Raw genomic sequence first — 25,033 nt, 5'->3', positions numbered from 1 at the left:
CTAGGGTGCCGGCATGGCCCCAGCGACTTTTGGCGAACAAGGGGCAATTCACATGAACCGAACGGACAGAGCACCAGGCCGCAATCAAGCGCGGGATAGAGGCGTCTCGATGCGCGTCCTGTCACTCGGCGTCCTCGCAGCGGCGCTCATCCTTTTCCTGGTTCTTTTGCCCGCAACGCTGCTGATGATCTTTGCCGGGCTCCTGCTCGCCGTATTCTTTCGGGCTGGAGGGCTCTGGATTGCCCGGCATCTGTCGCTGCGCCCGGCATGGGGTGTGGCGATCTTCCTCCTGCTGATCGTCGGCGGCTTTGCAATTGGCGGCACGGTCGCGGCGCCCGCCGTATCGACGCAGATCGACGAGCTGTGGCGACAGCTCCCCGAAGCGGCACAGAGCCTTGCCGAGCGCATCGAGCAATATGCCTGGGGCCGCGAACTCCTCGATCGCATGGAGCAGACCGATCTCTGGTCCGGCGCGTTCGGCGGCGCCGCCACGCAGGCGCTTGGTTCCGCATTCGGCTATCTCGGCAACAGTGTCCTGCTGCTCTTTATCGCGCTCTATGGCGCGTTCGATCCCGGCACCTACAGAAGAGGCTTTCTGCGCCTGTTTGCGCCGTCGCTCCGTCCTGAGGCCGGCAACGTGATCGACGAGAGCATCGCGACGCTGCAGAGCTGGTTGTCGGCACAGTTGATATCGATGTCCGTCGTCGGCATTCTGACCGGTCTCGGTCTCTGGCTGATCGGCATACCGCTCGCCTTGGCGCTTGGCCTCATCGCCGGCTTGCTCGCCTTCATCCCGAATGTCGGCCCCATCCTCGCCGCGATCCCAGGCTTGCTGCTCGCCGTACCCGATGGGACAAATGCGGTGCTGATGGTGCTTGCCGTCTATATGTTCGTCCAGACACTGGAGAGTTACGTCGTCACGCCGATCGTGCAGAAGCAGAAAGTGTCTCTTCCTCCCGTCCTGGTGATCTCGTCGCAACTTGTCTTCGGAACGCTCTTCGGCCTGATTGGGCTCGCCATGGCAACACCGCTCACTGCCTTGCTGATGCAACTGGTGAACCGGGTCTACATTCGTGCCTGTCTCGAACGTGAGGTTGAAAGCGTCCACCCGATGCGCGAACGGCCGTGCCTTCCCTGGGAGCAGTCGCCGCGTCAGGCGGAGGCGTAGCGTTTCGAACCGTCGGCCGCATCCGCGGCCTCGACGGGACTTGCGTCCCGCCAGGCGATCACACCCTTCAAACGGTCATGCACGTCGCCCACCAAAGGCACGATGAGCACCCGGTTCGGATCGACTGGACCGGGAAAGTCGAGCGCCTGGTAGGCGACCTTCTCGAAGCCGAGCGGCATGTAATAGGGCGGATCACCAATCAGGATGACGCCTTCCGACCCCTTGCGCCGCGCCGCCTCGATGGCGATCCGCACGAGTTCGCGGCCAATGCCCCGGTTCTTGTGGGAAGGACGAACCGCAAGCGGCCCCAGCAGATGCCCCTTCACATCCCCGGCCAGAACCGGCGTCATGCGCACGGAGGCAATCGTCTCGCCATTATCCGCGCAGATGAAGGAAAGCGACCGGTCATGCGGCCCCTGCTCGCGGATGCGCGCTGCCGCACGGGTGTGCCGGCCGGGACCAAAAGCTTCTTCGTTGATGAGTTCAATGACAGCGTCGTGCGACGCATCCTCGGTGAGGTAGACAAGGCCGGAGTGAAACATGGATGACCGAAACCAATAGACAGACAGCGATAGGGTTCACGCGCACGAATATCGTGCGTTCGAGAGCTTCAGCGTCGTCGTGGGTTCCGTGCGAGGGTCATCGGGGCCTTTAAATCTTGAGTGTTGTTCCGATAGCAGCAAAATTTCTGTCCGTCCAACGGAAAACGCACTGTTCAACCCATCGCCCCTCGCAATTGCAGCCGACAGCCGTATCTTCCGGGTCAAGTTCAAACGAGAAGGAAGCGACCATGGGTAGACTGGTGGATGGCGTCTGGCAGGACGTCTGGTACGACACGAAATCGACCTCGGGGCACTTCAAGAGGGCTGACTCGAGCTTCCGCAACTGGGTGACCGCAGACGGCTCCGCCGGCCCTTCCGGCAAGGGCGGTTTCAAGGCAGAGGCAGGTCGCTACCACCTCTACGTCTCCTATGCCTGCCCCTGGGCGCATCGCACCCTGATCTTCCGCGCCCTGAAGGGCCTCGAAGACCTGATCTCGGTTTCCGTGGTCGATCCGCTGATGCTGTCGAACGGCTGGGAATTCCACGACCGCGACGGCGCCACGCCGGATCATCTCTTCGGCTCGAATTTCCTCTGGCAGGTTTATGTCAAAGCCGACCCGACCTTCTCGGGCCGCGTGACCGTACCGGTCCTCTGGGACAAGCATCAGAACACTATCGTCTCGAACGAGAGCTCCGAGATCATCCGCATGTTGAATTCGGCCTTCGACGGCCTGACCGGCTCGGGCCTCGACATGCACCCCGTAGATCTCCATTCCGAGATCGACGAGGTGAACGCCCGCATTTACGACACGGTCAATAACGGCGTCTACAAGGCCGGTTTCGCCACAACCCAGGAAGCCTATGAAAGCGCCGTCTATCCGCTCTTCGAGACACTCGACTGGCTGGAGAAGCGACTGACCGATCAGCGCTACCTCTTCGGTAGCGGCATGACGGAAGCCGACTGGCGTCTGTTCACCACGCTGGTGCGCTTCGACCCCGTCTATGTCGGCCACTTCAAGTGCAACATCCGCCGCATCGCCGATTATCCTGCCCTGTCGGCCTATCTGCGCGACCTCTACCAGACGCCGGGCGTGGCCGAGACGGTCGAGATGCGCCACATCAAGCATCACTATTACCGCAGCCACACCATGATCAATCCGACCGGGGTCGTGCCGGTTGGCCCTGATGAGGACCTGATGGCGCCGCACGGTCGAGAACAGCTCGGCGCCTGACACTCACCAGTGATGCGCCGGGGAGATTTCCCCGCGCAGTTCCGCGATCCGGCGCCGTGTCGCCTGGGTCACGCCCTCCGGCAGAGCGTCGAAGTGGAAGAAGCCAGCCTCGGCAATCTCCCGGTCTGCGGGGCGGACCATCGTCTGCCGCACGTTGACACGGTAAAGCAAGACATGGTCACGCCGGCTGATCCGGGCATTGAAGTAGACATGGAAGAGTGCGGGAGCATCGACGGGTTCGAGATTACCCTCCTCCCGCATTTCCTTCAAAAGCGCTTCGATCGCCGTCTCGCCGCGCTCCACCCCGCCGCCTGGCATATGCCAACCGGGCACATAGGTGTGGCGGACCAGGAAGATCCGCCCCGCCTCGTCGAAACAGGCGGCACGAACACCAAGCGTCATGCCACGATTGATGGCGAAATAGACATGCAGAAGGCGAACAAGGAACCTCTTCGGCCATCCGAGCCTTTCGCTATCGGCACCCGTCCCGGCACCACCCGCTGGCGTCATTTTCCTTGCCCCTCGGTTTCAGCGTCGTTAAGAGAAGCGCCATGTTCAAGCTCGCCCACATCTCCGACGTGCATCTCGGCCCGCTGCCGAACCTGACGATCCGGGAACTGGCCTCTAAGCGGATTACGGGCTATGTGAACTGGCATCGCAACCGCCGCAAGCACCTTTTCCCCAATGCGCTGGAAATGGTCCTGGAGTCGCTTCGTACCGAAAACCCGGATCACCTTGCCATAACGGGCGACCTCGTGAACCTCGCCTCAAAGCTTGAGGTCAAGCTCGTTTCCGAATGGCTGAAGGAAGCCGGTGCACCGCTCGATACATCCGTTGTGCCGGGAAATCACGACGCCTATGTGCCTGGCGCCCACGAGCGCGTCGTGCAGACCTGGTACGACTACATGCGCGGCGACGACGACCCGCTGATCTTCCAGGACGATCACAAGCTCTTCCCCTATATCCGCCGCCGTGGCCCGGTCGCGCTGATCGGCTGCTCGACCTCCATCGCCACCCCACCCTTCTCCGCCCAGGGCTATTTCAGCGGTCGCCAGGCCCGCGAGACCGCAGCACTTCTAAAGGCCGCCGGCGAGGAAGGTCTTTTCCGCGTGGTGATGATCCACCACCCGCCAATCCGGGGAGCGGCTCCCCAGCACAAGCGGATGATCGGCATCCGCCGTTTCGCCGCCGCGATCCGCACCGGCGGCGCCGAACTCGTGCTGCACGGCCACACCCATCTCAACACGCTCTACTGGCTGACGGACCGCGAAAAGAACGTCCCCGTCGTCGGCATCGCCTCGGCAAGCCAGGGACCAGGCGCCAAGAAACCCGCTGCCGGCTACAATCTCTTCTCGATCGATGGCGAAGCCGGAAACTGGCAACTCGACTGGCAGCGCTACAAGATCGAAAGCGAAGATGCCCCGCTCAAGCTCGATCACAGCGAACGGCTGCTCGGTTGAGCCGCTAGAGCAATTCCAGCAAAAGTGTGAACCGGTTTTGCGTTCGGAATTGCGTCAAAGCAAAGAGATAGAGCATTTCAGGCGATTCTAATTCCGCCGGAAATGTTCTATCCTTCAGCCATCGCCGCCCGGATCGCCACAGCCACCCTATCCGGCGCCTCGTCGATCAGCATGTGGCCTGCAGTCTCGATCAGCGCGACCTCCGCGCCCTCCCAGATGTTTTTTGCCTGCGCGACCGGCAGGATCGGGTCGGCCGTTCCCCAGAGCAATCGCGTTGGAATGCCGAGATCGGAGAATGAAGAGAGCGGCAACGTCCCCTGCCCGATCCGTTCGTCGGTTTCCACGAGGAAGGATTGGAGGATCTCCATCAGTCGATCCGTCGCCCCGGCAATCCGTCGAGCAGCCGCGAGCCGATCGAGAGCCGCTGCCTCAAACGCAACACCCTGGGCAGCCATTGCGGCCAACCCGACAGCCAGCTCGTCTGGTTCGACGGCCAAACCATAACGCCGCAAGGCCTGATGATCGATCTCGGGACCAAAGCCACCTGGCGCCACAAGTGTCAGGGATGCCACCCGATCCCGCGCCCTGAGCGCAATCAGGCTGGCAATCGCCCCACCCATGGAATGACCGCAAAGATGAAAGCTCGAAATGCCGCGCCGGTCGAGATCCGCCAGAATGGCCTTGGCCATCACGCCGGCATGCCCGACACCCTCGGCATCAAGCGAGCGCCCATGCCCCGGCAGGTCATAGACGACAAGCGGCTGGTGTGGCTCGAGCCGCTCGATGACCGGCGCCCAGGAGGCGCCGATCCCGCCAAAACCATGCAGCAACGCAAGTGGGGCCTTCGCCGAGGACGGATGTCGAACCTCGGCGAAGAGCGTCATCTCATCAGGCTTTCTTCTGCTCGTCCAACACACGGTTGGCGGCCGAGACGATCGCCTCCAGCGAGGCCGTCACGATGTTGGTGTTGATGCCAGCCCCAAACAACTTGCCGCCGGCATGGGCCATCTCGACATAGGCGATGGCAGCTGCATTCGAGCCATGCTGCAAAGAGTGCTCGGAATAATCCTGCACCGAGAGGTCGATGCCGAGATAGGTCGAGAGCGCGTTGACGAAGCCGTCGATCGGGCCCGTTCCCTTGCCTTCGATCCGCTTTGTCTCGCCATTGTCGGTAATCTCGGCGGCAACCACCCGAATACCCTTCTGGTCAGTCCCGGCCGGATAGGTGTGGTGATCGACGAACTTGATGCGCGCGCCGGTCTGATCGACGTACCGTTCGATGAAGCGGTCGTAGATCTTCTTCGACGGCAGTTCCTTGCCTTCTTCGTCGGTGATCCGCTGAATGTCCTCGCGGAACTCGATCTGCAGGTTGCGCGGCAGGTTGATGCCGTAATCCTCCTGCAGGATGTAGGCGATACCGCCCTTGCCCGACTGCGAGTTGATGCGGATGATCGCCTCATAGGTGCGGCCGACATCCTGCGGATCGATCGGCAGATAAGGCACTTCCCAGACCGGATGATTGGCGGTCTTGATCGCCTTCATGCCCTTGTTGATCGCATCCTGATGCGAGCCGGAAAAGGCCGTATAGACCAGTTCACCGACATACGGATGGCGCTCGGGAATGACCATCTCGTTGGAATATTCATAGACCGCCTTGATCCGCTCGATGTCGGAACAATCCAGCTGCGGGTCGACGCCTTGCGTAAACATGTTGAGCGCCAGCGTCACGATATCGACATTGCCGGTCCGCTCGCCATTGCCGAACAGCGTGCCTTCGACGCGGTCGGCACCGGCCATCAGGCCCAGCTCGGTCGCAGCGATGCCCGTGCCGCGGTCATTATGCGGATGCAAGGAGATCAGCACGTTTTCGCGGTTGTCGATGTTGCGGCACATCCATTCGATCTGGTCGGCATAAATGTTCGGCGTCGCCATCTCGACGGTCGAAGGCAGGTTCAGGATCAGCTTGTTGTCAGCCGTCGGCTTCACTTCGGCGATAACGGCGTTGCAGATCTCCAAAGCCACTTCCAGCTCGGTGCCGGTGAAACTCTCAGGCGAATATTCGAAGCGATAACCGCCACCAGCCTTCGCCGCCATGTCCATGATCATCTTCGCCGCATCGACCGCGATCTGCTTGATGCCAGCGACGTCCTTGCCGAACACCACGCGGCGCTGCAGCTCGGAGGTGGAGTTGTAGAAGTGGATGATCGGGTTCTTGGCACCTTCCAGCGCCTCAAACGTCCGCGTGATCAACTCCGGCCGGCACTGCACCAGCACCTGCAGCGACACATCGGCGGTCACGCCGCCCTCTTCCACGCACCAGCGGGCAAAGTCGAAGTCGGTCTGGGACGCAGACGGGAAACCGATCTCGATTTCCTTGAAGCCCATGTCGAGCAACAGCTGGAACATGCGCGCCTTGCGGTCATGGCCCATCGGATTGACCAGCGACTGATTGCCGTCGCGCAGGTCGACCGAGCACCAGATCGGTGCCTTGTCGATCACCTTCGACGGCCAGGTGCGGTCCGGAATGGCGATTTGCGGATAGGCGCGGTACTTCTGCGAAGCGTCCGGCATGCCCTGCTTCACGGTATGGGTCTTCAAAATCATCGTCTTGGTCTCTTCTCGTCCCTGGCGGCTGCCATGGCTGATAACAAATCAGCGCAGCTTTGGCACGTCCGAACAGGCCCTATTCAAGGGATGGATTGCATTACAAAAGGGGATTTCGAGGAGCAATCGCCAAACGGCTGACCCGGCCGCCGGGCGCTCCTCAATGGACCCGGCAACCGCGGATAAGGCCGAGAAGAAGAAGCGAGTTTGGCACCGACGCGACGAAGCGGGCCGCAGTGCGGGCCGTCATTTCAGTCGCAGCAATGGTCGTGCCGTTGATCTTCATGGGGTCAGGAATAACGCGATGAATTGAATCGCGCAAGGGTGTTATTCGGCGGCGGATGGACTTGCCTCGTCCAGCTTTTCGCGCAGCCAGTCTTCAAGCAAGGAGTCAACGGATACGCCGAGTTCCTTTGCTTGACGCTCCAGCCTAAGCTTCGTTCCCAACATGACCGTCACGGTCAGCTCAACCGGTTCGAGATTGGGACGTCTGGCCGTGGTCAGGTTGAAGTACTGCAGCACACCTTCTTCGCCCTCATCGAACAGGCGATCCAGCTCTTCAGCGCTGATTGTCTTCATAGAAACGCCTTTCCTGAATTCTTGCCCGGCGAACGGAAATGATCCGAATGCGCTCGTCACGCAGAACGTAGATACCTGCCCACAAGAGACCAAAGATCAGGCCTATTCGGATCCGCCTTGGTTCGGCAGCATACCCAGCATTCAAATCTAAGGATCATACCGAACTCCTGCGCCGCCACGAAATCGATTCCGCGCTTCGCCTTGTTCGCCTCGCTTTTGACCGGATCGAATTCGAACTCCATGCGCAAAACCTAGCGCAACCCTTACGACTGCACCAGATCCGGCACACCCAGATCACCGCCGCCCGAATTGGGCAATGACGGCGGCAGCCAGGAAGGCGAGCGCGATCACGCCCCAGACCATCCCGCCATCGGTAACATTGCTGCCATCGGGCGTGACACAACTCGATTGCGAAGCCGCTATGCAGTCCCGCCAGATCCAGTAGCGCGTGTAGAAGACATAGCCGAAGAAACCGGCAAAGAGCACAAAGATGATGGCTTTGATGCGCAGCCGTCTCACGTGCGGTTTCTCGCCAGCTTGACCAGCCCCAGCATCGCCACCCCGGCAATCAGCCCCCAGAATGCCCCCGAAATCCCGAGGATGGAAATCCCCGACGCCGTGACAAGAAACGTCACCGCCGCCGCCTCCCGCGTCTCCGGCACCTGAAACGCCGCAACCGATGACCCCGAAAAGGCCCCGATCAGCGCCAGTCCCGCCACCGACTGGATGAGGATCGGGGGCGCCAGCGACACGAAGCCGGTGACGGCACCGGCTGCCAGCCCGAGCAGCACATAGCCGATCCCAGCAATGATCGCCGCCCAGTAGCGCCGCTTCGGGTCCTGGTGCGCGTCCTCGCCCGCGCACATTGCCGCTGTAATTGCCGCAAGGTTCACCGCATGGCCGCCGAGAGGTGCCGCGAGTGCAGAAAAAAGACCGGTCACGGCAAACATGGGCCCCGGTTGCGGGTCATATTTGTTGACCTTGAGGATCGCGATACCAGGAATGTTCTGCGAGGCCATGGTGACGATGAACAGCGGCAGTGCGATCGACACCAGCGCCGGCAGCGTGAAGACCGGCGACACGAACTCCACCGGGGGCGCAAGCGATGCCGCCCAGCTGGCCATTGCCCCCTCCGGCAAGTCTACGCCGAAGACGATGACAACAACAAAGGTCAAAAGCGCAGCCGGCACCGCGTAAAGCCGCTTGAAGGCCGCGACTACCGCCCAGACCACGAGGATCGGCAGACCGAGCAAAGGATCGAAGGCGACCGCCTTGAACGGCGCGAAGCACAAATTCAGAATGACACCCGCCAGCATGGCATTGGCAATCGGCGCCGGAATGGCGGCAACCGCCCGCCCGAAGGGCCGGATGAGGCCGGCGAGCACGATCAGCGCCGCACAGACCAGAAACGCCCCGACCGCCGCCGGAAACCCGCCGACCGGAATCCCCGCCGTCACCATCAGCGCAGCACCCGGCGTCGACCAGGCGACAGAGACCGGCAGCTTCGTCCACACACTCAAGACGATCCCGCAGAGCCCCATGGCGACCGACAGCGCCATCAGCCCGGAGGCCGCTTCGTAATCCGTCGCGCCGACGCCTTTCAGCCCCTGGAGCACGACGGCAAACGAACTGGCAAAACCGACAAAGGCGACGAGCACGCCCATGAAGGCCGCCTGGGGAGAAAAGTCTTTGAGCATGATGGACTCGCCAAAAAACGAACCTGGATGGATCCAAGGCCAATCAAATTACGGTCGCTGTGGCAAGCCGCCGCTACGGCAAAAGCGTTCGCCCTCCCGCGGTTCAGACGGGTTTTGCCACCAGTGGCACATCGACCTCCGTGAGGCGCATATCATGTGCCGCGGTCTCGAATCGCGCCAGAACGACCCGATTGCGGCCGCCGCGTTTGGCGGCGTAAAGCGCCTCGTCGGCGCGGCCGATGAGCTGCATGATCGACATTGCCGTTGGCGCCACAGCCACGCCGGCACTCAAGGTCACCGCAATCTTCGTCCCCTCGTGGAAAATGGTCAGCGCGGCGATCGAGGCGCGCAACTGCTCCGCCGTCTGCATGGCATCAGCCTCGTTGGCAGCCGGCAGATAGAAGCCGAACTCCTCGCCCCCCATACGCGCCAGGATGGCATTGCGCCCCAGCTGTCGTGTCATCGCCTGCGCCACCGATGTCAGCACCTCGTCACCCGCCAGATGACCAAGACGATCATTCACCTGTTTGAAGTGGTCAATGTCGATGATCACATAGGCACTGGCGACCGGCGCCTCGCGCGGCAGACGGTCCATCATCCAGTGGCGATTGCGGATGCCCGTCAGGCTGTCGGTTTCGGTGAGGGCGATCAGTCTCTGTTCTGCACGCTCCTGCACCAGAATCAGCACAAACATGGCGATGGCAAACTGGGCGAGGATCAGCACGAGAAATGCCGCCGCCGGCGTCATCTGGACGCTATCAGGCACGACGAGCGCCACGAAGGTTACGGCAGCGGTGACGGCCTTGGCGCCGAAGGCTGCCGCAAGCCCGAAACGGCTCGTCAGCCTCTGCCTTTTCGGATCCCACATCACCAGTGCAGCGGAGGCGGCCGAAAAGCCGCCCATGCAGGTGAGGAAAACTGCGCCGCGGTAGAACCTTTCCAGCGGAAACGCGGTCACGAGGGCAGCGACCGCGATGCCAGCAGGCACGAGCAGCACCCACCAGAGCCTGCCCGCACGGTCTTCCGTGATCACGTCGCTCAGCCCCACAAGCATCAGAACATAGGCAACGGGGGTGACGATCGTCGTGAGATAGGTCCAGGTCTCGTAAGCGACGAAGCCCTGCTCGGAGGCGCCCGCCAGTACCGAGGCGACAGCAAGCACGAGGGACGCGACGGCCATCTTGCCGAGCCCATGGCCGCGCCGCGAGCCAAAGCGCAGATAAAGGAAACACAGCGCGCCGACCGTCAGCGACAGCGGATGCAGGATCAGGATGGTGGCGAGGTCGAGATGCATGAGGCGTCCAGGCAGAACCGATACAACCTGGCTTAGCAACGCAAAGCTTGCCGATTGCTGAACGAAGCCCGCCGCCTCACGCATGGCTGCATTCCCGTCCACGCAAGACGGCCTTGTGAAACGGCCGGGTTGATCGTCATCGCCGTTTCACCATGTCAAGGCAAACAGGAGGAACGGGGGAGATTCCCTTGAGCATATGCTTGCCTTTTGACCCCCTTTTGCCTATGGGACCCCTCCGACGCATTCGGGGCGTCCCGTTCACTTCCGCCAGATATGGCTGGGTTCACGAAGGATAGAGCCTTGATCCAAACTCCTTATTACCTGATCGACAAGTCCAAGCTGCTCCAGAACATGGAAAAGATCGCGACCTTGCGCGAACTCTCCGGCGCCAAGGCGCTTCTGGCGCTGAAATGCTTCGCCACCTGGTCCGTCTTCGATTTCATGCGCGACTATATGGACGGCACGACCTCCTCGTCGCTCAACGAAGTCCGTCTCGGCCATGAGCGCTTCGGCAAGGAAACCCACGCCTATTCGGTCGCTTACGCCGATTACGAGATCGACGAAGTCGTCAGCCATGCCGACAAGATCATCTTCAACTCGATCGGCCAGCTGACCCGCTTCGAGAGCCAGTCCTCCGGCATCATCCGCGGCCTGCGGCTGAACCCCGGCGTCTCCTCCTCGAGCTTCGACCTTGCAGACCCTGCCCGCCCCTTCTCGCGGCTTGGCGAATGGGACTTGAAAAAGGTCGAGCCGGTCATGGACCTGATCTCCGGGTTCATGATCCACAACAACTGCGAAAACGGCGATTTCGACCTTTTCGATCAGATGCTCGGCGATATCGAACAGAAGTTCGGTCCCCTCCTGAAGAAGGCCGAATGGGTCTCGCTCGGCGGCGGCATCCATTTCACCGGCGAGAACTATCCGCTGGAGAAGTTCGCCGAGCGCCTCAAGCGCTTCTCCGGCGAATTCGGCGTCCAGGTCTATCTGGAGCCCGGCGAAGCCTCGATCACCAAGTCGACCACGCTCGAAGTCACCGTGCTCGACAAGCTCTATAACGGCAAGGACCTTGTCGTAGTGGATTCATCCATCGAAGCGCATCTCCTCGATCTCCTGATCTACCGGGAAAGCGCAAAGGTCCACCCTAACCAGGGACCGCACCGGTACCAGGTCTGCGGCAAGTCCTGCCTTGCTGGCGATATCTTCGGCGAGTTCAATTTCGAACAGGAATTGAACATCGGCGACCGCATCTCGCTGCAGGACACCGCCGGCTACACGATGGTCAAGAAAAACTGGTTTAACGGCGTGCAAATGCCGGCAATCGCCATCCGCGAACTGGATGGCAGCCTCAGGACGGTCCGTGAGTTCGACTACACGGACTACGAACAAAGCCTGTCTTGAAATCCTTCAAGCCCAGGTTCTGACGATTGGACATAGGAGTTGGTCCCATTATGAAGAAGAACGTGCTCATCATCGGCGCCGGCGGCGTCGCGCAGGTGGTTGCCCACAAATGTGCGCAAAACAACGACGTGCTCGGCGACATCCATATCGCCTCGCGCACCAAGGCGAAGTGCGACGCGATCATCGCTTCGGTTCATGAAAAGAAGGCGATGAAGCAGGAGGGCGTTCTCGAAGCCCATGCGCTCGACGCCCTCGACATCGAAGCCACCAAGGCCCTGATCAAGAAGCTGGGCACCGAGATCGTCATCAATGTCGGCACCGCCTTCCTGAACATGTCGGTGCTGCGCGCCTGCATGGACACCGGCGTCGCCTATATCGACACCGCGATCCATGAAGAGCCGAACAAGATCTGCGAGACACCGCCGTGGTACGGAAACTACGAGTGGAAGCGTGCGGAAGAATGCGCTGAAAAGGGCATCACCGCCATCCTCGGCGCCGGCTTCGATCCGGGCGTCGTCAACGCCTATGCGCGTCTCGCCAAGGACGAGTATCTCGACAAGGTGACCGACGTCGACATCGTCGACATCAATGCCGGCAGCCACGGCAAGTACTTCGCCACGAACTTCGACCCGGAAATCAACTTCCGCGAATTCACCGGCGTCGTCTATTCCTGGCAGGGTGGCGAATGGCAGGTCAACAAGATGTTCGAGATCGGCAAGGACTACGACCTGCCGGTCGTCGGCACCCGCCGCGCCTATCTCTGCGGCCATGACGAAGTGCACTCATTGGCCAAGAACATGGACGGCGCCGACGTGCGCTTCTGGATGGGCTTTGGCGATCACTACATCAACGTCTTCACCGTCTTGAAGTCGATCGGCCTCCTCTCCGAACAGCCGGTCAAGCTCGCCGATGGTTCCGAAGTCGTGCCGCTCAAGGTCGTCAAGGCCTGCCTGCCCGACCCCTCCTCGCTTGCCCCGGAATACGAAGGCAAGACCTGCATCGGCGACTACGTGAAGGGTTTGAAGGACGGCAAGGAAAAGACCGTCTTCATCTACAACGTCGCCGATCACAAGGAAGCCTATAACGAAGTGGGCAGCCAGGGCATCTCCTACACCGCCGGCGTCCCTCCGGTCGCTGCGGCCATGCTCGTCGCGACAGGCGAATGGGACGTGAAGAAGATGGCCAACGTCGAAGAACTGCCGCCCAAGCCGTTCATCAATCTGCTGAACAAGATTGGTTTGCCGACCCGCATTCAGGACGAAGACGGCGATCGGGCTGTCGAGTTCTAAGAGCGCGGATAGCGTTTGAGGATTGAGGGAATGCGGACCCCGCCGGAGAAATTCGGCGGGGTTTTTCGTGCCCACAAGGCCCACCGCCGTCATGTCAGGGCGCAGTCCCGAGGATCTACTGCTGCCAGCGGCAGGCGGCACGGTCGAGAGTGCGGATGCCACGGCAGATGCTCGGCACAAGGCCGAGCATGACGACCGCACCCTTGGCACCCCACTCCGTCACATGTCTGTCGTGCCAAGCCCATAACGATCAGCGACATGAAACCCTGCCTTCTGATCATCGACCTGCAGAACGACTTCCTCGCGTCGCTTGAAACCAGCGTCGTCACATCCCTGGTCGCCAACACGAACCACCTCGTCCGCACCTTTCGCGCAGAGACTCTACCCATTGTCTGGATCAGTCAGGAATTCCGCGCCGACCTGAGCGATGCCTTTCTGGAAATGCGGGATAAGAATATCGCCAGTGTGATCGAGGGAACCGAGGGGGCGCAGCTCCATCCAGACCTCGAAGTCTCTGAAAACGACGTGACCATCATCAAGAAGCGCTATAGCGCCTTCTTCGGCACCACGCTCGATCAGTCCCTGCAGGAGCAGAAGGTCGATCATCTCGTCCTCTGCGGCATCAACACCCATGCCTGCATCCGAACCGCCGCCATCGATGCCTATCAGCGAGACTACCGCGTTCTGCTGCCAAGGGAGTGCATCGGCTCTTATGATGACGAACACGCTCGGGTCACGCTACGCTATCTGGATGGGAAGATCGGGCAGGTTGTGGGGGTCGAGGATGTGGTGGAGATGGTCCGGCAAGACCGACGCCCTAAGCACATTTAGGACATGGACTGCGATGAGGTCGCGGGGTTTTGAGAGGGTGCGTTAGCCTCTTGAGGATTGAGAAAATGCGGGCCACGCCGTGGTGAACTGGCGGGGTTTTTCGTTGGCTAAAAGGCCCACCGCCGTCAGCCTCGGGCGAAGTCCCGAGGATCTGCCGACGTCGGCGGCAAACGGCGAGGTCGAAGGTGGTGACGCCACTGCAGATGCTCGACACAAGGCCGAGGATGACGGAGTGGGGCAAGGTCAGCTTCGTTGCACTTCATTTTAGCTTTGCATGAATGCTATCTCAATACATGATGAGGCCGTTAAGATAGGGGCGTTTCATAAAGTGCATCTCTAAATTTTTGATGGGATTGGCGGGAGCGGCCGCCTTCGCCTTTGATCCGGCCCAGAGCGCCATCATCCTCTGCGGCAGCGACAAGCAGGGCATGAGCCAGACGCTGTTTTACAAGACCCTGATCCGCAAGGCCGATACCCGCTTTTCAGCCTGGCTGAAGGAGAAGCACAATGGACACTGACTGGAAAACCCTTCGCGCCGAACTGCCGGACGACGTCCGCGCACGCCTCGACGCCAAGCGCAACGAGCGGCGGCTGGGCAAGGCACTGGCCGAGGTCCGCAAGGCCATGCAGGCCACCCAACAGGATGTCGCAGCCCGGGCCGGTATGACGCAGAACACCGTGTCGAAAATCGAACGCTCCGACGACGTGCTCCTCTCCTCCGTGGTCCGCTACATGCGCTCCATCGGCGGCGGCGTCGAACTCGTGCTCAAGACGCCGGATGGCAAGGAAAGCCGTGTCGATCTGACGCCAGAGCCGAACTGAGCATATCCACCCCGCCCCCACCATGCTACGAGGCCGCCACCAACCAACCACACAGCCCGAGACCGCGATGCCCCCTGCCCTCTACGCCGACCTCACCACAACCCTCCGCCTCCTCCTCACCGAACTCCACCAATCCCCCGACCTCTTCCAGACCTGGGACGCCCATCTGGAGCTTGTCGCGGCCGGCGGGCTCGTGGTGGTGAAGTCGAAGCGGGCGAAGGGGCTGGTCGACAGCCTGTTCTGGGGCCGCGCGCCGGGATCCTCCGAGAACAAGCAATTGCCCGAGCCGACCGCCTTTGCCGCCATCGAGCGCTTCCTCGGCCTCGGCGCCCATCTCGCTCTGTCGGATGCCCTGCCCGAAGGGGCCGTGCTGGACGAGGCCTTTCCCCATTGCGCGGTAAAGCTTGCCTATCGCAAGAAGGGCGCGCCGAAGGCCAAATCGCTGTCGATGATCTTCATCGGCTTCAACGACGAGGCCGATGCGCTTGATTATGCCGAGCGTTTCCCCGCCCTGCCGCTGGTCACATCCAGGCCGCTGATGGCTGAACGGCTGCACGAATGGCGCTGACAGCCGGCTCATCCGCCTGAGACGAGGGAACTTTCGGGCTCCGTGCGACTTTCCTCGCCAAGACATCAAAGGAGCCCCATCATGTCCGCCAAGTTCCTGCACGCAGCGCTCGTCACCACGCTCGCCCTCGCCGGCCTTCCGCTCGCCGCCCCCTTTGCCGCCCCGGCTTCCGCGCAAGGGATTGAACTGCGCATCGGTCCGGATGGTGTGCGCCCGATCATTCGCGAGCGCGAACCCGAGCGTGACCGCCGCGACCGTAATCGCGGCTGCAGCCCGCGTGAAGCCCAGCGTGCCGCGGCGCAAGAGGGTCTGCGCCGCGCCGAAGTAGTGCGCGTCACCGATCGCAGCATCACCGTGCGTGGCTTTACCCGTCGCGGGCCTGAACAGCTGCGCTTTGCCAATCGCCGCGGTTGCCCGCTGATCTGATCGAAAAGCCTCAAACGACAAAAGCCGCCGGATCGCTCCGGCGGCTTTTTCACGTCAATCTCAGGCGAAAGCCTCAGCCGATGTCGGCGTGGCTCTCGATGATCCGGCCGACCAGGCCATAGGTAACGGCGTCTTCGGCCGAGAGCCAGTAGTCGCGGTCGATGTCCTTGGCGATCTTCTCCTGGCTCTGGCCGGTGGCCTTCGCATAGATCTTGATCAGGCGCTCGTTCATCTTGATGATTTCGCGGGCCTGGATCTCGATGTCGGAGGCCATGCCGCGGGTGCCGCCAGACGGCTGGTGCATCAGGAAGCGGGTGTTCGGCAGGGCCAGACGGCGCTCCTTGGGAACCGCGACGAAAATCAGCGAGCCGGCAGAGGCGGCCCAGCCAGTCGCGATGATGAAGACCTTCGGCTTGATGAAGCGGATCATGTCATGGATCGCGTCACCGGCTTCCACATGGCCGCCCGGCGAGCAGACGAACACGCGGATGTCTTCATCCGAGGCGGCAGCAAGCGCGACGAGCTGCGTGCAGACCTTCTGCGCCAGCTCCATGGTGATACCGCCATAGATGAAGATCGAACGCGACTTGAAGAGGTTCGCTTCCGTTTCCTTGCCGATCGGCAGTTCCTTGCTCTTGTCGTCTTCGTCTTCGTTCATCACAGGGGACAGTCCTCGTTGGTTTGGCTTATCCGCACATAGTGCGTCTCATGGCTTAAGACAATGCGGGAAAAAGACAAGCATGGAAGGAGTGAACAGGAGGTTGCCATCACAGGCGTTTCGTATGTGAGGATATCCGAATTATCTACGACCCCTTAACTCTTAAGGGTTAAATCTGGCAGCGACGGAGATACACATGCTCGCACAGATACGCCTCGCTGAACTGATTGGTGCCCTCAGCCACGCACTCGACCTGACCGGTGGGCAGATTGCCGGACACTGCATTCGCACCGCCCATATCGGTACGGCCATAGGCCGCCGCCTGGGCCTGCCGGAAGAGCAGATGCACGACCTCTATTACACCCTGATGCTGAAGGATCTCGGCTGCTCAGCCAATGCGGTGCGCATGTGTGAGATCTTCGATACGGACGATACCCGTTTCAAGGGCGACTTCCGCCGCGTCGATGGCACGCTGCCCAGCTTGCTGCGACAGGTCCTCCGCCACGCCGGCGCCCGTCGCGGCGTTACGGGCAAGGTCAAGGCTGTCATTAAGGCGCTGCGTTCAGGCAAACATGCGGGAGAACTGGTCGACATCCGCTGCCACAGGGGTGCGGAAATCGCACGCCAGATGCGGTTCTCCGAGGATGTCGCGGCAGGAATCCGCGAGCTCGACGAGCATCATGACGGCACCGGCCGACCAGACGGCCTGAAGGGCGAAGAGATCCATATCTTCGCCCGCATCGCACTGGCCGCCCAGGTGGTCGATGTTCATTCCAGCCATGGCAGCCCGGAACAGGCATTGCGTCAGCTCAGCGCCCGTCGGGGCACCTGGCTCGATCCCGCAGTCGTCGATGCATGCCTCGTCGTGCTGGCACAACCTGGCGTCTGGGACGATTTGAAGGCGCCGGATCTCCAGCTGAAGGTGCTGGCAGCAGAGCCGGGTCAGACGGTCATCCTGGCAGACGACGACTATCTCGACGATATCGTGGAGGGCTTCGCCCGCGTCATCGACGCAAAAAGCCCATACACCGCCGGCCATAGCGACCGGGTCGCGGAAATCACCGTGAAGATCGCCGAAGAACTCGGCATTTCTGCATCCGAATGCCGGAGCCTGCGTCGGGCGGCCCTGCTGCACGACATCGGCAAGCTCGGCGTCTCGGCCCGGGTGTTGAACAAGCCCTCCGGTCTCGATCCCGAGGAATGGACAGAGATGCAGGCCCATGCGGCGCATTCGGAGCGAATCCTCTCGCAAATCCCCGCCTTCGCGGAACTCGCGGAGGTCGGCGGCGCCCATCACGAGCGGCTCGACGGCAGGGGTTATCCGCGTGGGCTCACTGGCGACCAGCTCTCGCTCGCAACCCGGATCGTCGCCACTGCCGATGTCTTCGATGCTCTGACGGCCGAAAGACCCTACCGGGCTCCGATCACCCCGGCAGAAGCGCTCGCCGTCATCCGCAAGACCGCAGGTGTGCATCACGACCCGCTCTGCGTCGATGCCCTCGAACACGCCGTCGCCCGGGACAACGCCCTCGCGGCTGCGTGATCGCGCGACCGCCGCAGCGATACCCGTTCTTAATCCCATTCCTTCAGACTGGAGCAGTCAAGGCAAAAGCGCGAAGCGCGCTTTGCCACCGGAATTGCATGAAAACAAAAGGATAGAGCATGGATGCTACTCCGTTTTTGCTGGAAATGGTCTAACGGGAGGAGAAGGCGCCATGACCCAGACCATCAGGCTTGCAGAACTGATCGAGGCACTCAGTCACGCGCTCGACATGACGGAAGGTCAGCCCGCCGGCCATTGCGTGCGCTGCTGCTTCATCGGCACGCGCATCGGCCAGGCGCTTGGGCTTTGCGAAGAGGCGCTGCGCGATCTCTATTACACCCTGCTCTTGAAGGATCTCGGCTGCTCGTCCAATGCCGCCCGCATCTGCGAACTCTATCTGGCCGATGACCTGAAGTTCAAACACGACTTCAAGCTGGTCGACGGCTCCTTCCCGCAGATTCTGAAATTCGTGCTCTCCCACACCGGCATGGAAGCCGGGCTTGCCGAGCGCTTCCGCGGCATTCTCAACATCTTCAAGAATGGCGGCGAGATCTCGACCAGCCTGATCCAGACGCGATGCCAGCGCGGGGCCGAGATTGCCCGGCAGATGCGCTTTTCCGAGGAAGTGGCAAAGGGCATTCTCGATCTCGACGAACATGTCGATGGCGGCGGCCTGCCTCAAGGTTTGAAGGGCGAGGAAATCCACCTCTTTGCCCGCATCGCGCTGATGGCGCAGGTGATCGACGTCTTCTTCGTCCACCAGGGCCCAGAAGCCGCCCTCGTCGAGGTGAAGAAGCGCGCCGGCGGCTGGTTCGATCCGGAACTCGTCACAATCTTCGAAGCATTGGCCACGCCAGTCTTCTTTGCCGAACTCGGCTCGGATAATTTGGAAGCCTATGTGCTGGCGCTTGAACCGGGCCGCCAGGCGGTGATGGCTGACGAGTGCTATCTCGATGATATTGCTGCCGGCTTTGCCCGCGTCATCGATGCCAAGAGCCCCTACACCTCCGGCCACAGCGATCGCGTCGCCCTCTTCACCGACCTGATCGCCGAGGAAATGGGCATGGCATTGCCGGAACGACGCCGCCTGAAGCGTGCAGCTCTGCTGCATGACATCGGCAAGCTGGGCGTCTCCAACAGCGTGCTCGACAAACCCGGCCGCCTTGAAGGCGAGGAATGGGAGCAGATGAAGCGCCACGCGGAATTCTCCGAGACCATCCTCTCGCGCATCGCCGCTTTCGCCGATCTCGCCTTGATTGGCGGCACCCATCACGAAAAACTCGATGGCTCCGGCTATCCGCGCGGCCTGAAGGGCGACGAGATATCTTTCGAGACCCGCATCGTCGCCACCGCCGACGTCTTCGATGCACTGACCGCCGACCGCCCCTATCGCGCCGCCATGCCGGTCGAAAAGGCACTCACCATCCTCTGGGAAGGCGCCGGCCGCCACCACGACGAAACCTGCATCGCAGCACTCGAACGGGCACTTGCAAGGGCGGAACTCAAGGCGGCTTGAAACCTACCGCGAAATCCGTGTCGACAGGATGATCGACGACAGCGTCCGCTCGACGCCGGACAATTCGCCGATCCGGTCGATCAACCGGTCGAGCTCGGAAATCGACGGGGCGGCGACAATGGCGATCAGGTCGTAGGGACCGTTCACCGAATAGAGTGCGGTCACCTCGCGGATCGCGTTCAGCTCTCCGGTCACCGCCGTCAGCGCCTTCGGCGCGATGGTGATCATCACATGCGCCCGGATCAGCCCGCTTTGATAGGCATCGGAGAGCCGCACCTGATAGCCGGCAATCACCCCTTGCGCTTCCAGCCGCTCCAGCCGGGCCTGGACGGTGGTGCGTGACAGATTGAGCCGCCGCGCGAGTTCCGCCACCGGCATCCGCGCATTCTCCGAGAGCAGCGAGAGCAACTCCCGATCCTTATCTGTGATCTGCATTTCGCCCACTTCATTCGTCGATACGCCCGGATTGATACCGCAATCCGATCAGATCGTCACTTGGAATCGACAGCCTCCGCGCGCACACTGCTTTGACAAATGACATCTCGTCCGATTTGCGGACATCAGGCATGCGAGGGGCAACCATGAAGACCATCACCATCATCGGCGCGGGCAAGATCGGCGGCGCAATTGCCCGGATGCTCGCCGAAACCGGCGACTACGCGGTGACCGTCGCGGACCGCAGCGCCGAACAGCTGACAAAGCTCGACGCACATCCCGCCGTAAAGAAGCTCGAACTCGACATATCAGACGCGAACGCTCTCGACGCAGCCCTTTCCGGCCAGTTCGCCGTGCTCTCCGCCGCTCCCTTCCACCTGACCGGCGCGATCGCCGAAAGTGCCGCACGCACCGCGACGCATTACCTAGACCTCACCGAAGACGTGGCGACGACGCGCAAGGTGGAAGAACTCGCCCGCGGCGCACGCTCAGCCTTCATTCCCCAGTGTGGCCTCGCACCCGGCTTCATCTCGATCGTCGCCAACGACCTGACCAAGCATTTCGACACGCTGGACACGGTGCGCATGCGCGTCGGCGCCCTGCCGCAATATCCGTCCAACGCGCTGAACTACAATCTCACCTGGTCGACCGACGGCTTGATCAACGAGTACATCGAGCCCTGCGAGGCGATCGTAGAAGGCAAGCTGACTGTCGTGCCGGCCATAGAAGAGCGCGAGGAATTCTCGCTCGACGGCGTCACCTACGAGGCCTTCAACACCTCGGGCGGTCTCGGCACGCTGGCCAAGACGCTCGAAGGCCGGGTTCGCACGATGAACTACCGCACCATCCGCTATCCCGGCCACCAGGCGATCATCAAGGCGCTTTTGAACGACTTCAACCTGAAGAACCGCCGCGACGTTTTGAAGGATCTCTTCGAAAACGCCCTGCCTGCCACCATGCAGGACGTGGTTGTCGTCTTCGTCACCGTCTGCGGTTGGAAGGATGGCCGCTACCTGCAGGAAACCTATGCCAACAAGGTCTATGCCGGCGTGGTGGCTGCCAAGAAGATGAGCGCCATCCAGATCACCACGGCTGCCGGCATCTGCACCGTGCTTGACCTGCTCGCCGACGGCACCCTGCCGCAGGCCGGCTTCGTCCGCCAGGAAGAGATCGACCTTCCCGCCTTCCTCGCCAACCGCTTTGGCCGCGTCTACGATCCCGACGTCATGAAGGTCGCCAAGGCGGGCTGAACAATCGGGCTGAATAGTCTCCGGGGGGAGGTTGGACCGTTAAGGTCCAAAGGGGCGGTTCGTCGGCAGATGGGCCGCCCCGCACCTTGTCCGGCCCGACAGGCTTCGCAACGAACAGAAAGACTTGATGATCGAGATACATGGTTTCTTTAGTGGGCTAAGTTAGGGTATTCTGAATTTCAGCCTCCGGACGCACTTGGATCACCGTGCCAGAGAGGCCTAACCGGGGCCCCGAAGGGACGATTTGGCGAATGATGTTCGGCAAGGCCAATCAGGAGGACAAGGCGGATCGTGTCATCCGGGTCTATCAGACCGTGACGCTTGCCGTGGGTGGCGTCGCGCTGTTCTGGTCGCTGATATTTCTGGTCAAGGGCTACACCTTGCTGGCGCTGGCCGAGTTCTTTCCGGTTATCGCCGCCCTTGTCTGCTTCGCGCTCGTCACCCGCCGCCGGCTCGATCTCTTCCTCCTTGTCGCGCAGATCAGCTTTCTCATTTTTGTCATCGGCTTTTGCCTGATGTTCGACGTACCGCAGAATGGCGCGCCGCGCGTGACGCATCTTTTCTTGCCTGTGCTCGGCATGCTCGCCTACATCAATTATCTGCGCCGACCGTCCCGTCTCCAGCTTTCGGTGATCGCCGCAAGCCTCGTCTCCTTCGTCGTCCTGCATGCGGCCGATCTGAGGCTCCCCTTTGCCCAGCCGGTTCCCCCGGACCTGCACCGCATCGGCGTCTGGCTCAATCCGACCATGGCCGCCCTCATCTTCTGCACTGCCATTTACGCCCTGCAGCAACGGCTCTCGGCGCCAGGCGGCATCGCCCGAGATCTGGTGGCAGCCCTCCGGCATGGCGAGCTCAGCCTCGCCTACCAGCCGCAGGTCGATGCGAAGGGCGAGATCATGGGTGCTGAAGCCCTGCTGCGCTGGCACCACCCAGCCAAGGGCCCGATACCGCCTTCCACCTTCATCCCAGCCGCCGAAGAAGTCGGACTGATGCCGCTCGTCGGCAATTTCGTGCTCGAAGAGGCCTTGGCGACACTTGGTCGCTGGCAGGCCGATCCGAGGCTCGGGCGCCTCACCCTTTCGGTCAATGTCAGTGCCAGCCAGTTCAACGAGGGCGATTTCGAAACCACGCTGCGGGACTTGCTCGCCCGCCACCGCATCGATCCCACACGTCTGAGGCTTGAACTCACCGAAAGCGTCTTGATCGCCGGGCTCGAACCCGTCGCGGAGAAAATGGTGTCCCTGAAGAGGCTCGGCCTCACTTTCTCGCTCGACGATTTCGGCACCGGCTTTTCCTCGCTGGCCTATCTGCGCCGCCTGCCAGTGAGCGAGCTCAAGATCGACCGCAGCTTTGTCGCAGCCGTCGCCGAAAACGACCGCGATGCCGCCCTCGTCCGCTCGATCAGGGCGATCGCCACCGATCTCGGCCTCGAAACCGTGGCCGAAGGGGTGGAAACCCCGGCCCAGCTCGCCTTTCTCGAGACGACCGGCTGCCGGTTCTTCCAGGGTTATCTCTTCGGGCGGCCTATGCCGCTCGCCGATTTCGAGCTTGCGGTGCGGGCCCCGAAGCCGAAGCCGGCGCTTGCCCCCGAACGGCCGTCCCCCCGCCTTGCTGCCGGCTGACCGACAAGCCTGATCAGTCAGCCGAAGCGCCCGAGCAGTTTCAGCATCCATTGCGCCATCCGCCCATAAGGCGGATAGAGGAACTTCACGCCAGAGATCGCCGACTGCTTCAGCACCGGCTTCTCCTTGCTGAGCGCCAGGAACCCCGCTTCGCCGTGATAGGCGCCGTAGCCGGAGGCACCCACGCCGCCGAAGGGCAGATCGTCCTGGGCGAGATGCAGGATCGTGTCGTTGACCGTCACGCCGCCGGCAATCGTGCCGGAAAGCACGCGCTCCTGCGCCGCCTTGTCCTCGCCGAACCAGTAGAGCGCCAGCGGCCGGTCGCGGTGGTTGATATAGGCGATCGCCTCGTCCAGCGTGTCATAGGCAACGATCGGCAGGATCGGCCCGAAGATCTCTTCCTGCATCACGGCGGTATCGTCCGGCGCACCGATTACCGCGACCGGCGAAAACACGCGGGCGTCAGGATCATGCGGCCCGGCAAGCTCGGCCACCTCCGCGCCCTTCTCGCGGGCTTCCTCGACGAGCCGGGTGAGCCGGGCGTAATGCCGGGGACTGATGATCGAGGTGTAGTCAGCATTGGCAGGCAGGCCGGGATATTGCCTGTTAACCTCCGCCTTCACGGCGGCGAGGAAATCGGCAACCCGCTCGCGCGGCACCAGCGCATAATCGGGCGCCACGCAGGTCTGGCCGGAATTCAAAAGCTTGCCCCAGACGAGGCGCGGCACGGCCTTGTCGAACTGCACGGAAGCGTCGAGAATGGCCGGCGACTTGCCGCCGAGCTCGAGGGTGACAGGCGTCAGGTTCTTCGCCGCCGCTTCTGCCACCTTGCGGCCTATCGCCGTCGAGCCGGTAAAGATCAGGTGGTCGAAGGGGGCCGACGTAAAGGCCGTCGCCACCTCGGGCCCGCCTGTCACGACAGCCACCTCGTCCTCGGAGAACGTCTCGGAGATGGCTTTTGCCAGCACCTCGGAAAAGGCAGGCGTCAGTTCCGACGGTTTCAGGATCGCCCGATTGCCGGCCGCAAGGGCGCCGACCAAGGGCGACAGCATCAGATTGAGCGGATAGTTCCACGGGGCAACGATCCCGACGACGCCGAGCGGCTGGCGCAGAATGACCGCCGAGGCCGGCTTGCCGGTCCAGGCCAGCGACACGCGACGCGGCCGCATCCAGCGTTTCAGATGTTTGCGCCCATGGCGGATCGCGGCCCGCACCGGCACGACATCGGTGAGCGTGGTAACGACGGCGGGCCGATTGCCGAAATCCTCAGAAATCGCCGCGGCAAAACGATCCTGCCAGGCTTCGATCATCCGGTCGAGCCGCGCCAGGCGATCGTCGCGAATGGCATGGCTGGGGGTAACGTCGGCGGCCCAGGCCGCCTTCTGCGCCGCGAGCAGGGACGCGATACGCGCGGCGGGATCCGCGATCTCTGCTTTCGGCGATACCTGTCCGTCCATGGCGGTTTCCTCTCGTTTTTCTTCTCTCTCAAGATGGGCAGTTTACGCTCCTTTGTTCAAGGGAGAACAAATGATTTTTGAATTCTCCTCTCCCCTTTGTGGGAGAGGATATAAAATCGAGGGCTTAGCCCGATCAGGGCTAAACCTCAGATTTTGTTGGTGAGGGGATCGGTGATGGTGGCACGACGAACGGACCCCCTCACTTGCGATTTCAGATGTTTAGGCGGCTTGCGCTCGCCTAATTCATCGAAATCGCTTTCTCCCCCACCAAGGGGGAGATGGCCTCCGCGCTTGCGGCCCGCTCTCCCCCCTCCAGGAACTGAACTGTCAAAATACGCATGCTCGGCCACCGGTCGGGATCAACTCCCTCCGGGTCGGTCATGCTTGTCTCGGACGAGGCGCCAGAAGCAACCTGTCTAAGTAGTTTATGTGGCTCCTTCCGGCGCCTCGTTCGGCGTCTATTCCCGCTGCATGCGTCTCTCTGGCAAGGCGGCGACGGTCCTTGGAACTTGCGTCCCGAGGAATGACCGGGCGCGGGTCCGGCTTTGGCAGAGTCTTCCCAAGGGAATGTCTGCCATAGCCTGGCCGGTGGCCCGGGAGGTTCCCGCCGGATGGTGCACCATTCCGACCGGGACCCTCGCC

Annotated in this window: 25 protein-coding genes; 14 read left to right on the top strand and 11 right to left on the bottom strand. The window is 61.9% G+C overall.

From position 1 onward, the window contains the following. The first annotated feature begins 109 nt into the window (after positions 1 to 109). Entirely contained in the window at positions 110 to 1,168 is a 1,059-nt protein-coding gene (locus tag IP85_RS20220; protein ID WP_054151465.1) for an AI-2E family transporter, read from the top strand. Here the strand turns inward: IP85_RS20220 and IP85_RS20215 are convergent. Beyond that, complete coding sequence (locus tag IP85_RS20215; protein ID WP_054151464.1) at positions 1,153 to 1,710, bottom strand: N-acetyltransferase; 558 nt, start codon at positions 1,708 to 1,710, stop codon at positions 1,153 to 1,155. The two genes, IP85_RS20220 and IP85_RS20215, sit on opposite strands and share 16 nt — an antisense overlap. Positions 1,711 to 1,958: 248 nt before the next feature. On the opposite strand from IP85_RS20215, the gene IP85_RS20210 reads away from it, so the two are divergent. Next, positions 1,959 to 2,942, top strand: a complete 984-nt coding sequence (locus tag IP85_RS20210; protein ID WP_054151463.1) for a glutathione S-transferase family protein — start codon at positions 1,959 to 1,961, stop codon at positions 2,940 to 2,942. A 3-nt stretch (positions 2,943 to 2,945) separates the two neighbouring features. Here the strand turns inward: IP85_RS20210 and IP85_RS20205 are convergent, their stop codons facing one another. After that, positions 2,946 to 3,452, bottom strand: coding sequence for an NUDIX domain-containing protein (locus IP85_RS20205; protein ID WP_054151462.1), 507 nt, complete (start codon positions 3,450 to 3,452; stop codon positions 2,946 to 2,948). A 41-nt stretch (positions 3,453 to 3,493) separates the two neighbouring features. On the opposite strand from IP85_RS20205, the gene IP85_RS20200 reads away from it, so the two are divergent. Continuing rightward, positions 3,494 to 4,402, top strand: coding sequence for a metallophosphoesterase (locus IP85_RS20200; RefSeq protein WP_054151461.1), 909 nt, complete (start codon positions 3,494 to 3,496; stop codon positions 4,400 to 4,402). A gap of 107 nt (positions 4,403 to 4,509) precedes the next feature. On the opposite strand, the gene IP85_RS20195 is transcribed toward IP85_RS20200, so the two are convergent. The 6 genes from IP85_RS20195 to IP85_RS20170 form a co-directional block, all read right to left on the bottom strand. Further along, complete coding sequence (locus tag IP85_RS20195; protein WP_054151460.1) at positions 4,510 to 5,286, bottom strand: alpha/beta fold hydrolase; 777 nt, start codon at positions 5,284 to 5,286, stop codon at positions 4,510 to 4,512. A 4-nt stretch (positions 5,287 to 5,290) separates the two neighbouring features. Beyond that, positions 5,291 to 7,006 (bottom strand): 2-isopropylmalate synthase, encoded by a 1,716-nt coding sequence (leuA, locus tag IP85_RS20190; RefSeq protein ID WP_054151459.1) that lies wholly within the window; start codon positions 7,004 to 7,006, stop codon positions 5,291 to 5,293. A gap of 327 nt (positions 7,007 to 7,333) precedes the next feature. Then, a complete protein-coding gene (locus IP85_RS20185; RefSeq protein WP_054151458.1) occupies positions 7,334 to 7,585 on the bottom strand; it encodes a hypothetical protein in 252 nt (83 codons plus the stop codon). 294 nt (positions 7,586 to 7,879) lie between these two features. After that, positions 7,880 to 8,104, bottom strand: coding sequence for a hypothetical protein (locus IP85_RS20180; protein ID WP_069043662.1), 225 nt, complete (start codon positions 8,102 to 8,104; stop codon positions 7,880 to 7,882). Then, a complete protein-coding gene (locus IP85_RS20175; protein ID WP_054151457.1) occupies positions 8,101 to 9,282 on the bottom strand; it encodes a benzoate/H(+) symporter BenE family transporter in 1,182 nt (393 codons plus the stop codon). Before IP85_RS20175 ends, IP85_RS20180 begins: the two co-directional genes overlap by 4 nt. Positions 9,283 to 9,385: 103 nt before the next feature. Further along, positions 9,386 to 10,660 (bottom strand): GGDEF domain-containing protein, encoded by a 1,275-nt coding sequence (locus IP85_RS20170; protein WP_054151456.1) that lies wholly within the window; start codon positions 10,658 to 10,660, stop codon positions 9,386 to 9,388. A 216-nt stretch (positions 10,661 to 10,876) separates the two neighbouring features. Here IP85_RS20170 and IP85_RS20165 point away from each other — a divergent pair, with 216 nt between their 5' ends. From IP85_RS20165 to IP85_RS20140, 7 genes are all read left to right on the top strand, one after another. Continuing rightward, on the top strand, positions 10,877 to 11,974 hold the full coding sequence (locus IP85_RS20165) for a carboxynorspermidine decarboxylase (RefSeq protein WP_054151455.1): 1,098 nt from the start codon (positions 10,877 to 10,879) through the stop codon (positions 11,972 to 11,974). Positions 11,975 to 12,024: 50 nt separating this feature from the next. After that, a complete protein-coding gene (locus tag IP85_RS20160) occupies positions 12,025 to 13,263 on the top strand; it encodes a saccharopine dehydrogenase family protein (protein WP_054151454.1) in 1,239 nt (412 codons plus the stop codon). A 258-nt stretch (positions 13,264 to 13,521) separates the two neighbouring features. After that, positions 13,522 to 14,094 carry an isochorismatase family cysteine hydrolase gene (locus tag IP85_RS20155; RefSeq protein ID WP_054151453.1) on the top strand — a complete coding sequence of 191 codons (573 nt, stop codon included), beginning with the start codon at positions 13,522 to 13,524 and terminating at the stop codon, positions 14,092 to 14,094. Between the two features lie 347 nt (positions 14,095 to 14,441). Continuing rightward, positions 14,442 to 14,612 (top strand): hypothetical protein, encoded by a 171-nt coding sequence (locus IP85_RS22290; protein ID WP_156323024.1) that lies wholly within the window; start codon positions 14,442 to 14,444, stop codon positions 14,610 to 14,612. Continuing rightward, positions 14,602 to 14,916 carry a helix-turn-helix domain-containing protein gene (locus IP85_RS20150; RefSeq protein WP_054151452.1) on the top strand — a complete coding sequence of 105 codons (315 nt, stop codon included), beginning with the start codon at positions 14,602 to 14,604 and terminating at the stop codon, positions 14,914 to 14,916. Before IP85_RS22290 ends, IP85_RS20150 begins: the two co-directional genes overlap by 11 nt. A 67-nt stretch (positions 14,917 to 14,983) precedes the next feature. Beyond that, the gene (locus IP85_RS20145; protein WP_054151451.1) at positions 14,984 to 15,484 is read left to right on the top strand and encodes a hypothetical protein; all 501 of its coding nucleotides are present in this window, start codon (positions 14,984 to 14,986) and stop codon (positions 15,482 to 15,484) included. An 81-nt stretch (positions 15,485 to 15,565) separates the two neighbouring features. After that, positions 15,566 to 15,910 carry a hypothetical protein gene (locus IP85_RS20140; protein ID WP_054151450.1) on the top strand — a complete coding sequence of 115 codons (345 nt, stop codon included), beginning with the start codon at positions 15,566 to 15,568 and terminating at the stop codon, positions 15,908 to 15,910. A 73-nt stretch (positions 15,911 to 15,983) separates the two neighbouring features. Here IP85_RS20140 and IP85_RS20135 read toward each other — a convergent pair whose 3' ends face one another. Beyond that, positions 15,984 to 16,568, bottom strand: a complete 585-nt coding sequence (locus tag IP85_RS20135) for an ATP-dependent Clp protease proteolytic subunit (RefSeq protein WP_054151449.1) — start codon at positions 16,566 to 16,568, stop codon at positions 15,984 to 15,986. 196 nt (positions 16,569 to 16,764) lie between these two features. Between IP85_RS20135 and IP85_RS20130 the strand changes: the two genes are divergently transcribed. Both IP85_RS20130 and IP85_RS20125 read left to right on the top strand, forming a co-directional pair. Continuing rightward, entirely contained in the window at positions 16,765 to 18,111 is a 1,347-nt protein-coding gene (locus IP85_RS20130; protein ID WP_054151448.1) for an HD-GYP domain-containing protein, read from the top strand. A 172-nt stretch (positions 18,112 to 18,283) separates the two neighbouring features. Continuing rightward, positions 18,284 to 19,627, top strand: a complete 1,344-nt coding sequence (locus IP85_RS20125) for an HD-GYP domain-containing protein (RefSeq protein WP_054151447.1) — start codon at positions 18,284 to 18,286, stop codon at positions 19,625 to 19,627. Positions 19,628 to 19,630: 3 nt separating this feature from the next. Here the strand turns inward: IP85_RS20125 and IP85_RS20120 are convergent, their stop codons facing one another. Continuing rightward, positions 19,631 to 20,062: an Lrp/AsnC family transcriptional regulator gene (locus IP85_RS20120; protein ID WP_054151446.1), complete on the bottom strand. Its 432-nt coding sequence runs from the start codon at positions 20,060 to 20,062 to the stop codon at positions 19,631 to 19,633. A gap of 146 nt (positions 20,063 to 20,208) precedes the next feature. Between IP85_RS20120 and IP85_RS20115 the strand changes: the two genes are divergently transcribed. Beyond that, the gene (locus IP85_RS20115; protein ID WP_054151445.1) at positions 20,209 to 21,312 is read left to right on the top strand and encodes a saccharopine dehydrogenase family protein; all 1,104 of its coding nucleotides are present in this window, start codon (positions 20,209 to 20,211) and stop codon (positions 21,310 to 21,312) included. Positions 21,313 to 21,563: 251 nt separating this feature from the next. Further along, positions 21,564 to 22,934 carry an EAL domain-containing protein gene (locus IP85_RS20110; protein ID WP_054151444.1) on the top strand — a complete coding sequence of 457 codons (1,371 nt, stop codon included), beginning with the start codon at positions 21,564 to 21,566 and terminating at the stop codon, positions 22,932 to 22,934. A gap of 17 nt (positions 22,935 to 22,951) precedes the next feature. Here IP85_RS20110 and IP85_RS20105 read toward each other — a convergent pair whose 3' ends face one another. Further along, positions 22,952 to 24,391: a coniferyl aldehyde dehydrogenase gene (locus tag IP85_RS20105; RefSeq protein WP_054151443.1), complete on the bottom strand. Its 1,440-nt coding sequence runs from the start codon at positions 24,389 to 24,391 to the stop codon at positions 22,952 to 22,954. Positions 24,392 to 25,033 lie beyond the last annotated feature (642 nt).

Source organism: Rhizobium sp. AAP116, from assembly GCF_001295785.1.
In the GTDB taxonomy this organism is placed as follows: domain Bacteria; phylum Pseudomonadota; class Alphaproteobacteria; order Rhizobiales; family Rhizobiaceae; genus Allorhizobium.
The sequence above is the reverse complement of the archived record's forward strand: the minus strand, read 5'-3'. Positions and strand labels throughout refer to the sequence as shown.